This is a genomic window from Cupriavidus sp. WGlv3, from assembly GCF_023952475.1.
GTDB lineage: Bacteria > Pseudomonadota > Gammaproteobacteria > Burkholderiales > Burkholderiaceae > Cupriavidus > Cupriavidus phytorum.
Map to the genome: position 1 here is coordinate 288103 of NZ_JALHRX010000005.1, position 13340 is coordinate 301442.

The window sequence follows — 13340 nt, forward strand, 5'->3', positions numbered from 1 at the left end:
TCAGTTGGTCTTCCGCATGCCCTGGCCACGTCGGTGCACGCGCTTGCGGACGCCGGCAAAGGCTAGTGCAGCGGCAGCAGGATACGGAAGTCGGTACAGCCCGGCCTGCTCTCGCATTCGATCAAGCCCTCGTGCTGCTGCACGAAGGTTTGAGCGAGTGTGAGACCCAGTCCGCTGCCGCCATCCCTGCCCGATACCAGCGGATAGAAAATGCGTTCGCGGATGTCTTCGGGGATTCCCGGGCCGTTGTCGATCACATGCAAGTCCAATGCCAGCTTGAACAGGCGCTTGGCGATGGTGACCTGGCGCGCGATGCGCGTGCGCAGCACGATCTGCGCGTCGCCGCGCGCGATGCGCTCGGCCAGCGCCTGCGCCGCGTTGTGGACGATATTGAGCACGGCCTGGATCAGCTGCTCCATGTCGCCCTGCAGCTCGGGCAGGCTGGCATCGTAGTCGCGCACGACCTCGAGCCCGTTGGGGAACTCGGCCAGCACCACCGAGCGCACGCGCTCGAGCACCTCGTGGATATTCAGGCTCGATACGATATGCGGATGCCGGTGCGGCTCCAGCAGCCGGTCCACCAGCGTCTGCAGCCGGTCCGACTCCTTGATGATGACCTGGGTGTATTCGCGCAGCGAGCGCTCGGGCAGTTCGAACTCCAGCAACTGCGCCGCGCCGCGGATGCCGCCCAGCGGATTCTTGATCTCGTGGGCGAGGTTGCGGATCAGCTCCTTGTTGGCCGAGGTCAGGTCCAGGATGCGCTCTTCGCGGTCGCTGCGCACCTTCTGTTCGTTGGGCAGGATCTCGACCACCACGGTGTCGCCGACCGCCTCGAGCGCGGCGATCACCACGTGCACATGGATTGGTTCCTGCAGCGGCGGATGCAGGATCAGGTCCTGGCGGCGCACGTCGAACTGCCGCGTGACCACGGTGTCGAGCATGTTGTGCAGCTCGTCCGATTTGCCGAACAGGTCGGGCAGCGTCAGCTCGACCATGCCCTTGCGCGATACGCCGAAGGTGGCCTCGGCGGCCGGATTCGCGTAGACCACGCGCAGCCCCGGCTGGCGCACCAGCAGCACCGGGTTGGCGACCACGTCGAGGCCGGCATGGAACGCCGCCGCGCCGATGCTGAGCACGCGCGCGCCGGCCTCGGTCGGGGCCGGGTCCGCCGCACACGGCTGGGCCCGCGCGCCATCGGCACTGCCGGCCTTGCGTGACACTCCGCGAATCAGGCGACGCATAAGACTAGTCCTTCAGGTTGCCGAGCTCGCGCCGCAGCGATGCCGCGTTGGCCTCGCTGCGGGCAATGTCGTCGCGCAGCGCCGCGGTGCGGTCGAGGTATTTCTGGTAGTTGCGCTCATTGCCCTGGCGCTCCGGCTGGCCGTTGTTGTATTCGGCACGCAGCCCCTGCAGCTTGGCCTCCTCGGCCTGCAGCTCCTGCGTCAGCACGGTGCGGCGCTCGCTGTCGCGGCTGCGCTGGGTGGCGCTGTCCACCCGCGGGAAACCGGAGCTGGCGGCGGTCGTTGCGCTGCTGCCCGCACTCTTGGCCGGCGCGGCAATGCGTCCGCCCGGCACGGTCACGACCTCGGGCAGGTTCAGCTTCTTGCAGCCCTTGCCGGCATTGCCGTTGCGGTACTCCGGCACGCCATTGGGCCCGGTGCAGACATAGACATCCGAGGACTGCGCCAGCGACGGCCCGGCCCACGCGCCAAACAACAGCACCGGCGCCAGCGCCGCGGCGCTCACCAGAACGGGGAATCGGCGTCGGCTTTGGTGCACGGGACGGGGCATGGCATGAGTCCGGCGGGCCGTGCGGGAAAAGGCATCCATGGGCATGGCGTCAGGTCAGAACGGGGTGAATCGGGACAGAATCGGATTCCCCATTCTAGCGAGCAAAGCAAAAAGGGACAGCCGAAGCCGCCCCCTTGTAGTGCAACTGTTGCCCGGTCACAACCTGCGTCATGCCGGGCAAGGGCTGCTTACAGCGAGTAGTACATTTCGAACTCGACCGGGTGCGTGGTCATGCGGAAACGCGTGACTTCTTCCATCTTCAGTTCGATGTAGGCATCGATCATCGAGTTCGAGAACACGCCGCCACGGGTCAGGAACTCGCGGTCGTTGTCCAGGTACTCGAGCGACTGGTCGAGGCTCGAGCAGACGGTCGGGATCTTTGCATCCTCTTCCGGCGGCAGGTCGTACAGGTTCTTGTCGGCGGCTTCGCCCGGGTGGATCTTGTTCATCACGCCGTCCAGGCCGGCCATCAGCAGCGCCGAGAAGCCCAGGTACGGGTTCATCAGCGGATCCGGGAAGCGGGTCTCGATACGGCGGCCCTTCGGGTTGGCCACATACGGGATACGGATCGAAGCCGAACGGTTGCGGGCCGAGTAGGCCAGCTTGACCGGCGCCTCGAAGCCCGGCACCAGGCGCTTGTACGAGTTCGTGCCCGGGTTGGTGATGGCGTTCAGGGCACGGGCGTGCTTGATGATGCCGCCGATGTAGTACAGCGCGAATTCCGACAGGCCGGCGTAGCCGTTGCCTGCGAACAGGTTCTGGCCGTCCTTCCACACCGACTGATGCACGTGCATGCCCGAGCCGTTGTCGCCGACGATGGGCTTCGGCATGAAGGTGGCGGTCTTGCCGTAGGTGTGGGCGACGTTCTGGATCACGTACTTCTGCAGCTGGGTCCAGTCGGCGCGCTGCACCAGCGTGCTGAACTTGGTGCCGATTTCGTTCTGGCCCTGCCCTGCCACTTCGTGGTGGTGGACTTCAACCGGAATACCCAGCGATTCCAGGATCAGGCACATTTCCGAACGCATGTCCTGGAAGGTGTCGATCGGGGCAACCGGGAAATAGCCGCCCTTCTTGCCCGGACGGTGGCCGGCGTTGCCGTGCTCGAATTCCTTGGCCGACGACCACGGGGCTTCTTCGGAGTGGATCTTGACGAAGCAGCCTTGCATGTCGACGTTCCAGGTCACGCCGTCGAAGATGAAGAACTCGGGCTCCGGACCGAAGAAGGCGGTGTCGCCCAGGCCGGTGCTCTTCAGGTAGGCTTCGGCGCGCTTGGCGATCGAACGCGGATCGCGGTCATAGCCCTTGCCGTCCGACGGCTCGATCACGTCGCACGACAGCACCAGCGTCGGTTCTTCGTAGAACGGGTCGATGTGGGCCGTGTTCGAATCCGGCATCAGCAGCATGTCCGAAGCTTCGATACCCTTCCAGCCGGCGATCGACGAGCCGTCGAAAGCGTGGCCGCTCTCGAACTTGTCTTCATCGAAGTGCGACACGGGCACGGACACGTGTTGCTCCTTGCCTTTGGTATCGGTGAAGCGGAAATCGACGAACTTGACGTCGTTTTCCTTCACCAGCTTCATCACGTCTGCAACGCTGTGGGCCATGCCAATCTCCTGGGTATTCGGCAAATGTCTGTGAAAGCCAATTCTTGGGACTGTCGCCAGCGGCGCCGCTGCATCGTTGCCGCGCCTGTCTGGCCTCGCCGCGAAAGGACGACGGATGTTAGCAGAAAGCGTGCCAATCAAACGTCCCACGCGCCGCAGGGCCCGAAAATTGTGCAACTCCGGCGAATCGCGCACCATGCTGGCCGGCAACGAAATCGCCTTCCAACCGGCGGGGGTGCCCATGTGGCGCTACCGCGACACGCGCAACCTAAGTTGCCAGTGTCATGGAACACCATCATGGTGCAAACCTCAAGTGCAAGCACCGTCTTAGTGCATCCGCACCAAAATCGATCCACCTCGCCCCGCGGCGGCGCTTTCCGGGCCATCCCGGCCAGCGCAGTCACCGCCCCGCAAGCGCGGCGCTATAGAATAACGGGTTGCGGCCCCCGCGCCACGAATTCCACCCATTCAATTTGTCACGCCGATGACCACCCGAGACGATCTCCTCCAGGCCGCCCGCCAGCGCCAGGAACAAAACCAGTTGCCGTACTTCGGCGCGCTGTCGCCGCAGGAAGCCTATGCCCTGCTGCAGAACGATCCTTCCGCCGTGCTGGTGGACGTGCGCACGCAGGCCGAGCTGGACTGGGTCGGCGGCGTCGACGTGCCCGACGCGCAGTTCGCCCATGTCGAATGGATGTCCTACCCTGGCGGCGCGCAGAATGCGCGCTTTATCGAAGAACTGCGCGCGCGCGTGCCGTCCGACGTGCCGGTGCTGTTCCTGTGCCGCAGCGCGGCGCGCTCCAAGCATGCGGCGCGGGTGGCCACCGAAGCCGGCTACCACTTCGCCATGGATGTGCTCGAAGGTTTCGAGGGCAACCGCGACGATCACCACCACCGCAAGACCGTCGAGGGCTGGTGCGTGCGCGGCCTGCCCTGGCATGGCGCCTGATCCCGCCCGGACCTGACTGCAAAGGGGCAGCCAACGCTGCCCCTTTTCTTTGGCCGGCTGGAACGTTTAGGCCGGTGCCGCCTGCCGCGGCGGCTGCTCCACGGTCTCGTACCCCATCGTCTGCACGCCTTCGAGCAGCATCGCATAGGCCGGGGCCACCAGCTCGGCCGGGCCCTTGACGCCCAGGTCGATATGGCGGCGCGCGAAGCGGTCGCCGCGCTGCACGTCGCCGACCGACGGCAGGCTGAACACGCGGATGCCCGGATGCGCCGCCTCGACCTTTTCCATCAGCGGGGTCAGCGTCGACTCCGGCGCCTCGAACACGTAGAAGGCCCGTTCCTGCTGCGCGACCTGATAGAACAGGTGCGCATAGTCGTGGTCCAGCACCCACTCCATCATCGGCCACGCCATCACCGGGAAGCCGGGCATGAAATGATGGTGGCCGACCGAGAAGCCGGGGATGCGGTTATAGCTGTTGGGGATGATGCGCGCGCCCTCGGGGAACTCGCCCATCTTGAAGCGGTGCTGGTTCTCCGGCAGCGTCAGGTCGCCCTTGGCGGGGTCGCCGCCGGCGGTCTCGGCGATGCGCAGCGCGATCAGTTCGCGCGCCTCGGGATGCAGCACCAGCGGCACGCCCAGCGCCGCGGCCGCGCACTGGCGCGTGTGGTCGTCCGGCGTGGCGCCGATGCCGCCGGTGCAGAACACCACGTCGGGGCCGGCCAGCGTGCGCCGCAGCGTGGCGGTGATGCGGGCGCGGTCGTCGCCGACATACTCGGCCCAGTCCAGCGCCAGGCCGCGCGCACCCAGCAGTTCGATGGTGCGGCGCAGGTGCTTGTCTTCGCGCCGCCCGGACAGAATCTCGTCGCCAATGACGATCAGGCCGAAACCCATATTGCCCTCGCTTCAGGAGTTTTCGATGCGGCGCACGTCGTGCGGCGCCAGGTCGATGACATCGCCGCCCGACGACGGCGCGGCAGGCGGCTGGGCCGGCACGGCGGCGCGCTCGGCCCGCAGCTGCGCCAGCGCGCGCAGGCAGAAATGGCCGAACCACAGCGCCGAGAAAATAAAGATCAGCACATAGAGCCACAGCGTGCCGGCCAGCACGAACGGGAACAGGAAGATCACCGCCGCCGACGACACCCACAGTATCGTCGGCGCCGAGCCCAGTAGCCCCACCGCCACCCCGATCACCAGCAGCGGCGTGCGGTGGCGCCGCACCAGGGTCTTGCGTTCTTCGGCGCTGGCGTGGTCCGCCAGCGCGTCATACGTCATCACGCGGTAGGTCAGCCAGCCCCACAGCACCGGCGGAATCAGCGCAAAGAACGGCGGGATCAGCCACAACGGCAGCGTCACCAGCACCAGCGACAGGAACACCAGGGTACTGCCGAGCGAATGGAACACGCTGCCCAGCACGCTGCCGCCGTGGGCCTTGGCCAGGTCCGGGTAGCCGCGCTCCAGGTGGCGCACCACCGCCGGCACCGAGAACACGCCGATAAACATCAGCATCGAGGCGATCACCAGCGGGATCGCGAGCGCCGCCACGAACAACGGCGCCACCACGGAGCGCAACGATTGCAGCCCGAACCAGTCGAGCGCGCTGTAGATCCAGCTGGTCAGGACCGAGGTTTCCAGGAAGCTGCGCGTGGCGCCCATGATGGGGTCCCAGCCCCACCAGAGCAGCCCGCCCCACAGCAGCGTGGCCAGGACGAAAGGCAGCACGGTCAGCATCAGCATGCGCGGATGCAGCTGGCTGACCAGCGCGCGGCCAAACGAGCGGAAGATATCGTTCATGCAGTCGAAGGCAAAACAGGAAAAGTCGCGGGGGAACCGGCCAGGTCAGCGGGGTGATGAGCCGGCGGCAACCCGGAACACTAGCATACGCCGCTTGCCGCCATGGCGCGGCGGCGACCGCCGCGGCTGCAGGATGGCCTCGAATGCGCCGTCAGCGCAGCCGCAGCAGCCGCTTGATGCCGTACCACTGGTGGGCCAGGAAGCCCGCGCCGTAGTCGTGGCCCTTGCCCACCGGCGGCGGCAACTGGTCGCGGATGCCGGTGGGGTGGTAAGTCTCGGTGAAGACCGCGGTGGCGAACAGCATGTCCCACCACGGGAAAATCACGCCGTAGTTGCAGCCGCCCAGCTTTGCCGGCGCGCCGTCGGCTTCGTGGCCGATGCCGACCGCGTGGTGGGTGCGGTGAAAGCGCGGCGAAACCAGCAGCCGCTCGCCGATAGCGCCGAAATGCAGCCGCAGGTTGGCATGCTGCAGGCTCTGCAGCAGCTGCGACAGCGCCACCAGCAGCACGTACTGCGACGGCTCCACGCCCACGCCAAGCGCCACCAGCGCAAACACCAGGTCGCGCAGCATGTCGTCGAGCAGGTGGTTGCGGTTGTCGCTCCACAGCGTCATCTGGCGCTGGCTGTGGTGCACCGCATGCAGGTGCCACCACCAGCGGAACGAGTGCGACAGCCGGTGGTACCAGTAATCGAGCAGGTCGAACAGCAGCAGGTAGACAAAGAAGCTGACCAGCGGCACCGAGGTCACGCCCGGCCACCAGTCTTCCACATTGATGCGGTGCCAGCCCATCAGCCGCAGGTGGCCTTCGAGCGCGTCGGTCAGCGGCGCCAGCAGGAAGAACATCGCCAGCCGGAACAGGCCGAGGCGGTGGATCACGGTGTAGAGGATGTCGGTGCGGATCGCGGCCCGGTCAGCCACGGCCTCGACCGGACGCCACTTCTCCAGCGGCCCGAGGATCAGCGCCATCACCGCGATCTGCACCAGCCCCACCAGCAGCCATTCGGTGCCGGTGAAGGCCTCCTCGGCATAGCGGCCGAAGCCCAGGTCATAGACCACGGGCAGCACCACGTCCTGGAACAGCGTGCCTTCGACCTGGCCGATCCAGCCGTTCAGCGTGTCCCACATCAGCGTGCGCCCTCCTGTGCTCCGATAGGCCGCGCGATCCAGTCGCGATAGGCCGGGTGTTCGCGCAGCGTCGCGAAGCAGAAGCCCTTGTGCTCCAGGCCGGTGAGCAGTGGCTCGAGCACCGCCGGCGCCCAGGGGTCCTGGCGCGACCAGATGCCCAGGTGCGCCATGGCGATGTCGCCGTCGCGCAGGCCGGCCAGCGCGCGCTGCAGCAGCACGGCGTTGGGATAGCGCTGCGACGACAGCTCATCGCCCAGGAAGCCCGCCGGCGCCCAGCCGACATGCCGGTAGCCGCAGTGCTCGGCCCACTGCAGCGTCAGCGGCGCGGTGCGGCCGCCCGGGGCGCGCCACAGCGGCACCATGTCGGCTCCGGTCATGGCACGCAGCGCGTCGGCGCTGCGCCGCAATTCCTTGCAGAAGCCGGCCTGGTCCATGGCCACGTCCTGGCCCGCCCGCGCGCCGAACTGCGGCCGCATGGTCACCTTGCCGGCACGCACGCTGCGCAGGTAGACATGATCGAAGGTATGCGAGCCGAAGGCGTGTCCGTCGGCCACCAGCGACTTCCAGTAAGGGGCCCACGACGGCTCGAGCGAACTGTCCTTGCGCACCGTCGGCTCGTTGGCCAGGAAGAAGGTGGCGCGGATCTGGTGGCGGCGCAGGGTGTCGGCGATCAGCTGCGCCTGGCTCATGCTGCCGGTGTCGAAGGTCAGGTAGAGCGTGCCGGCCGGGCAGGCCCTGGCGGCGGGCGCAGCGGTGGCCTGTTGCGCCAGCGGCAGGCCGCACGCCAGCGCCACAGCGGCCAGCCACTTGCTCATCGTCGCGAGGCGCAATGCCCTGTTCCGTGCCATGGTCCCAGCCCTGCCCGCTTTGCCTCAGTACAGCGGCGCGCGCGTGCGGAAATAGATGCCGTGCGGCGAGCGCCCGACCCGCACGGTCTTGACCAGCTTGCGGCTGGCCACGTCGACCAGCCCGACCGCGCGCGCCCACCGGAACGTCACCCACAGGGTCTTGCCGTCGGCTGTCAGTTCCATGTCGTCCGGGCCCGGCGGCAGGCCGGTGATGTCGCCGACCTTGCTCAGCGTCTGCTGGTCGATGATGCTGATGCTGCCGGTGACGCGGTTGCTGAGGAACAGGTGGCGCCGGTCGCCGACGGCGCGGAAGTTATGCGCGCCCTTGCCGGTCTGGATCTGCTTGACCACGGTGCGGGTGCGCCAGTCGATCACGGCCACGTAGTCGGCCCCGGTCATGCCGACCAGGAGGTATTTCTGGTCGGGCGTGACCCAGATCCCCGCCGGCGCCGAACCGGTTTCCATGCGCCACATCACGTTCTGCGTGACCAGGTCGATGGCGGCCACTTCGTTGGAATCCTGCAGCGTGATGAAGGCGATGCGGCTGTCGGCGGTGAAGGCGATATGGCTGGGGGTCTTGGCCAGCGGATACTGCCTGGCCAGCTTCAGCGCCTTGCCGTCCCAGCGGTACACGTCGACGCGGTCGAGCCGGTTGCCGGTGGCGACAAACCACTTCTGGTCCGGCGAGAAGCCGATCTGGTACGGGTCGTCGATATTGGGCACGCGCTGCTGGACCTTGCCGCTGACCGGATCCAGGAAGACCAGGTCGTTGCCAACCGCATTGGCGATGATCAGCGATTTGTCGTCGGGCGTGGCGATCAGGTGGTGAGGCTCCTTGCCGATCGGGAAGGTCTCGATCACCTTCTGCGTATCCTTGTCGATCAGCGTGACGGTGGCATCACCCGAATTGAGGATCACCACCACCTCCGCCCGAGCCGGGACCACCATCAGGCCCAGCGCGAACGCGCCCACCGTGATCCCACCAGCCACCCACCGCCGCAATGCGAACATAAGACCCGCTACCAGAAGAACTGAACCGGCGATTCTAACGTTTGGCCGGCTAATTCCGCTGACGTCGCGGCTGGCGGCAGACAAGTATTTGGCAGATTGTTGCGCCGGCACGACCATTTACCGCCATGCCGGCGCGCGACCCTCAGCGCTGCATCGATTCCCACACCTTCTGCAGCCGCTTGACCGACATCGGCACCGGCGTGCGCAGCTCCTGGGCGAACAGCGCGATGCGCAGCTCTTCCAGCATCCAGCGGAATTCCTCCAGCCGCGCGTCCTCGCCGCCACGGCCCTGGGTGCGCAGCTGCTTCTCGGCCCGCTGCCACTGCTGCACCAGCGGCGCCATCTCCTGCAGGCGCTGGCTGTCGCGGGCCGGATCGCCCTTGAGCTTGTCGACGCGCATGGCGATGCCCTTCAGGTAGCGCGGGAAATGCACCAGCTGCGTGTACGGGGTCTCGTCGATAAAGCGCTTGCCCATCAGCCGGCCGAGCTGCGCCTCCATGTCCGCATGGGCGCCGGGGAACGGCTTGGCCTGCAGCAGCTTGCGCGGCAGCCCGGCGTATTCGGCCAGGATCGCGCCCGCCAGCCGCGCGATTTCCTGCGCCAGCAGCGACAGCCGGGTACGGCCCTCGTCCTTGCGGGCATTGAACTCGGCGTCGTTGCGCGGCAGCGGCGCCTGCATGCAGGCGCGCTCCAGCGCCAGCATCACGATCTGCTCGCGCAACATCTCCTGCGTGCCCAGGGTCATGTACTGCATCGCCATCTGCTGCAGCCCCGGGATGTTCTTCTCGATGAACTTGACCTGCTCGCGCAGCTGCAGCGCGAACAGCCGGCGCAGGCCCAGGTGGTGGATGCGGGCGGCTTCCTGCGGGTCGTCGAAGACCTCGACGTCGCAATGGGTGCCGCGGTCGACCAGCGCCGGGTAGCCGAACAGGCTCTGACTGCCCTTGCGGATCTCGAGCAGCTCCGGCAGCTCGCCGAAGCTCCAGCCGGTCAGGCCCTCGTACTTGCCGGGCTCCGCCGCGGCCAGCGCCGGCACCTGTTCTGGTGCCTGCCCCGGGGCTTGGGTCGCGGCCTGGGTGGCGGCCTGGGCCGCGGCCTGCGCGGCCACGCGCTGGAACGACTGCTGCGCCTGCCCACCCAGTTCGGCGCGCAGCTGGGCCAGGTTGCGGCCCATGTCGAGCTGGCGCCCGTGCTCGTCGATCACCTTGAAGTTCATCGCGTGGTGCGCGGGCAGCGTTTCCAGCTTGAAGTCGGCACGCCGCACCATGGTGCCGGTCTGCGCGCGGATATCGGCGATCAGCACGTCGAGCAGCTCGCCTTCGCCAAACGGCTGGCGCGCGACGAAACCGGCGGCATAGTCCGGCAGCGGCACGCAGTGGCGGCGCAGCTTCTGCGGCAGCGACTTGAGCAGCAGGTGCACCTTCTCCTTGATCATGCCGGGCACCAGCCAGTCGGCGCGCTCGGGGCGCACCTGGTTGAGCGCGTACAGCGGCACGGTCAGGGTCACGCCGTCGCGGTGGCTGCCCGGCTCGAAATGGTAGGTCAGGCCCATGTCCACGCCGGCCACGGTCATGGTCTTGGGAAACAGGTCGGTGGTGATGCCGGCCGCCTCGTGCCGCATCAGCTCGTCGCGATTCAGGTACAGCAGCTTGCGGTCGTGCGCGCTCTCGGCCTGGTACCACTGCTCGAACGCGGCCTGCTGGCAGATGTCGGCGGGGATCGCGCGGTCGTAGAAGGCGTAGATCAGCTCATCGTCGACCAGCACGTCCTGGCGCCGCGACTTGTGCTCCAGGTTCTCGATCTCGCGCACCAGGCGCTGGTTGTGCGCGTAGAAAGGCAGGCGCGTGTCGAATTCGCCCTCGACCAGCGCGCGGCGGATAAACAGCTCGCGCGCCTCGCGCGGGTTCATCGGGCCGTAGTGCACGCGGCGGTGCTGGTACACCACCAGCCCGTACAGCGTGGCGCGCTCCAGCGCCAGCACCTGGCCGGCCTTTTTCTCCCAGTGCGGATCGCTCCAGCTGACCTTGAGCAGGTGGTGGCCCACCTGCTCCAGCCATTCGGGCTCGATGCGCGCCAGCGTGCGCGCGAACAGCCGGCTGGTCTCGACCAGCTCGGCCGCGACCACCCAGCGCCCGACCTTGCGCGCGATCAGCGAGCCCGGCCACAGGTGGAACTTGATGCCGCGCGCGCCCAGGTACTCGCGGCCCTTGCCGTCACCATCCTCGATGCGGCAGCCGACGTTGCCGAGCAGGCCGGTCAGCAGCGCCTTGTGCACCTGCTCGTAGGTCGGTTCGCTGTCGTTCAGGCGCCAGCCCTGCTCGGTCACCGTGGTCAGCAGCTGGGAATGCACATCGCGCCATTCGCGCAGACGCAGGTGCGACAGGAAGTGCGCGCGGCACTGGTCCTGCAGCTGGCGGTTTGACTTTTTATGCGCGACTGCGTCCTCGAACCACTTCCACAGCCTGACCCAGCCCAGGAACTCGGACTTCTCGTCCATGAACTTGCGATGGGCCTGGTCGGCGGCTTCCTGCGCTTCCTGCGGGCGGTCGCGCGGGTCCTGCACCGACAGCGCGCTGGCGATGATCAGCACCTCGCGCAGGCACTGGTGCTCGCGCGCGGCCAGGATCATGCGCGCCACGCGCGGGTCGAGCGGGAGCTTGGCCAGCTGGCGGCCGATGCCGGTCAGCTGGTTGGCGTCGTCGACCGCGCCCAGCTCCTGCAGCAGCTGGTAGCCGTCGGCAACCGCGCGGCCCAGCGGCGGCTCGATGAACGGGAACGACTCGATATCGGTGAGCCGCAGCGCCTTCATGCGCAGGATCACCGCGGCCAGCGACGAGCGCAGGATTTCCGGGTCGGTAAAGCGCGGCCGGCCGCTGAAGTCGGACTCCTCGTACAGCCGGATGCAAACCCCGTTGGCGACCCGGCCGCAGCGGCCGGCGCGCTGGTTGGCGGCGGCCTGCGAGATCGCCTCGACCTGCAGCTGCTCAACCTTGTTGCGGTACGAATAGCGCTTGACGCGCGCCAGCCCGGTATCGACCACGTAGCGGATGCCCGGCACCGTCAGCGAGGTTTCGGCAACGTTGGTCGCCAGCACGATGCGGCGCGCATTCGACGGCTTGAACACCCGCTCCTGCTCCTGCACCGACAGCCGCGCGAACAGCGGCAGGATCTCGGTATGCGGCGGGTGGTGCTTGCGCAGCGCCTCGGCGGCCTCGCGGATCTCGCGCTCGCCGGGCAGGAACACCAGCACGTCGCCGGGGCCGGCGCGGCACAGCTCGTCGACGGCATCGACGATGCCGTCGTACAGGTCGCGCTCGCGCGCCTGCGGGCTGCGCGGCGCGCCGGCGGCGGGCGCGTCGTCGGCGATCGGGCGGTAGCGCACTTCCACCGGGTACAGCCGGCCGCTGACCTCGATCACCGGCGCCGGCTTGTCCCCCGTGGCGAAATGCCGGGCAAAGCGCTGCGCGTCGATGGTGGCCGAGGTGATGATCACCTTCAGGTCCGGCCGCTTCGGCAGGATCTGGCGCAGGTAGCCGATCAGGAAGTCGATGTTGAGGCTGCGCTCGTGCGCCTCGTCGATGATCAGCGTGTCGTAGGCGCGCAGCAGCGGGTCGTTCTGGGTTTCGGCGAGCAGGATGCCGTCGGTCATCAGCTTGACCGACGCGCCCGACGACATGGTGTCGTTGAAGCGCACCTGGTAGCCCACGTGCTCGCCCAATGGCGTGCCCAGTTCCTGCGCGATGCGCTTGGCGGTCGAGGTGGCGGCGATGCGGCGCGGCTGGGTGTGGCCGATCAGCCCCCCGCCCTCGCGGCCAGGGCCGCGCCCGATCGACAGGCAGATCTTGGGCAGCTGCGTGGTCTTGCCGGAACCGGTCTCGCCGGAAACGATTACCACCTGGTTGGCCAGCAGCGCCGCGGCGATCTCGTCGCGGCGCGCCGATACCGGCAAGGCTTCGGGGAAGGTGATCGGCGGCAGCGGGTTGGCCTGGCGCGGGGGCCGCGGCGGCCGCGCGCCACGAGGCTGGCGCGGACCGCCCTCAGTGGCGGGCCGCGCACCGGCCGGCCTTGCCGGGCCGGCCTGCTGCGGCCGGGCCGGGCCGGGCGCCGGGCGGGACGGGGCTGGGGAAACGGGCTGACCGGCACCGGCGCGCTGGCGCGGCGCCGCCGGTGGTTTGGGCTTGACGGGGCGTTGTTCTGACATTGGCCGGGATTATAATCCG

10 protein-coding genes are annotated in these 13340 nt (G+C 67.9%); 1 reads left to right on the plus strand and 9 read right to left on the minus strand.

Annotation, left to right across the window (positions count from 1 at the left end):
- Positions 1-62 precede the first annotated feature (62 nt).
- From glnL to MKD38_RS12290, 3 genes are all read right to left on the minus strand, one after another.
- Complete coding sequence (glnL, locus tag MKD38_RS12280) at positions 63-1241, minus strand: nitrogen regulation protein NR(II) (RefSeq protein WP_252677141.1); 1179 nt, start codon at positions 1239-1241, stop codon at positions 63-65.
- Positions 1242-1245: 4 nt separating this feature from the next.
- A complete protein-coding gene (locus MKD38_RS12285) occupies positions 1246-1830 on the minus strand; it encodes a DUF4124 domain-containing protein (RefSeq protein ID WP_252677144.1) in 585 nt (194 codons plus the stop codon).
- Positions 1831-1979: 149 nt separating this feature from the next.
- Complete coding sequence (locus MKD38_RS12290) at positions 1980-3395, minus strand: 3-hydroxylaminophenol mutase (RefSeq protein ID WP_115703641.1); 1416 nt, start codon at positions 3393-3395, stop codon at positions 1980-1982.
- 484 nt (positions 3396-3879) lie between these two features.
- Here MKD38_RS12290 and MKD38_RS12295 point away from each other — a divergent pair, with 484 nt between their 5' ends.
- Positions 3880-4344 carry a rhodanese-like domain-containing protein gene (locus MKD38_RS12295; RefSeq protein ID WP_092309185.1) on the plus strand — a complete coding sequence of 155 codons (465 nt, stop codon included), beginning with the start codon at positions 3880-3882 and terminating at the stop codon, positions 4342-4344.
- 66 nt (positions 4345-4410) lie between these two features.
- On the opposite strand, the gene MKD38_RS12300 is transcribed toward MKD38_RS12295, so the two are convergent.
- The 6 genes from MKD38_RS12300 to hrpA form a co-directional block, all read right to left on the minus strand.
- The gene (locus tag MKD38_RS12300; RefSeq protein WP_252677145.1) at positions 4411-5235 is read right to left on the minus strand and encodes a competence/damage-inducible protein A; all 825 of its coding nucleotides are present in this window, start codon (positions 5233-5235) and stop codon (positions 4411-4413) included.
- A gap of 12 nt (positions 5236-5247) precedes the next feature.
- Positions 5248-6135: an EI24 domain-containing protein gene (locus tag MKD38_RS12305; RefSeq protein ID WP_252677147.1), complete on the minus strand. Its 888-nt coding sequence runs from the start codon at positions 6133-6135 to the stop codon at positions 5248-5250.
- 151 nt (positions 6136-6286) lie between these two features.
- Complete coding sequence (locus tag MKD38_RS12310) at positions 6287-7261, minus strand: sterol desaturase family protein (protein WP_252677149.1); 975 nt, start codon at positions 7259-7261, stop codon at positions 6287-6289.
- Positions 7261-8109 carry a polysaccharide deacetylase family protein gene (locus MKD38_RS12315; RefSeq protein ID WP_252677151.1) on the minus strand — a complete coding sequence of 283 codons (849 nt, stop codon included), beginning with the start codon at positions 8107-8109 and terminating at the stop codon, positions 7261-7263. Before MKD38_RS12315 ends, MKD38_RS12310 begins: the two co-directional genes overlap by 1 nt.
- Before the next feature lie 24 nt (positions 8110-8133).
- Complete coding sequence (locus MKD38_RS12320; RefSeq protein WP_252677153.1) at positions 8134-9120, minus strand: YVTN family beta-propeller repeat protein; 987 nt, start codon at positions 9118-9120, stop codon at positions 8134-8136.
- Between the two features lie 142 nt (positions 9121-9262).
- Positions 9263-13321 carry an ATP-dependent RNA helicase HrpA gene (hrpA, locus tag MKD38_RS12325; protein ID WP_252677155.1) on the minus strand — a complete coding sequence of 1353 codons (4059 nt, stop codon included), beginning with the start codon at positions 13319-13321 and terminating at the stop codon, positions 9263-9265.
- Between the last annotated feature and the right edge of the window lie 19 nt (positions 13322-13340).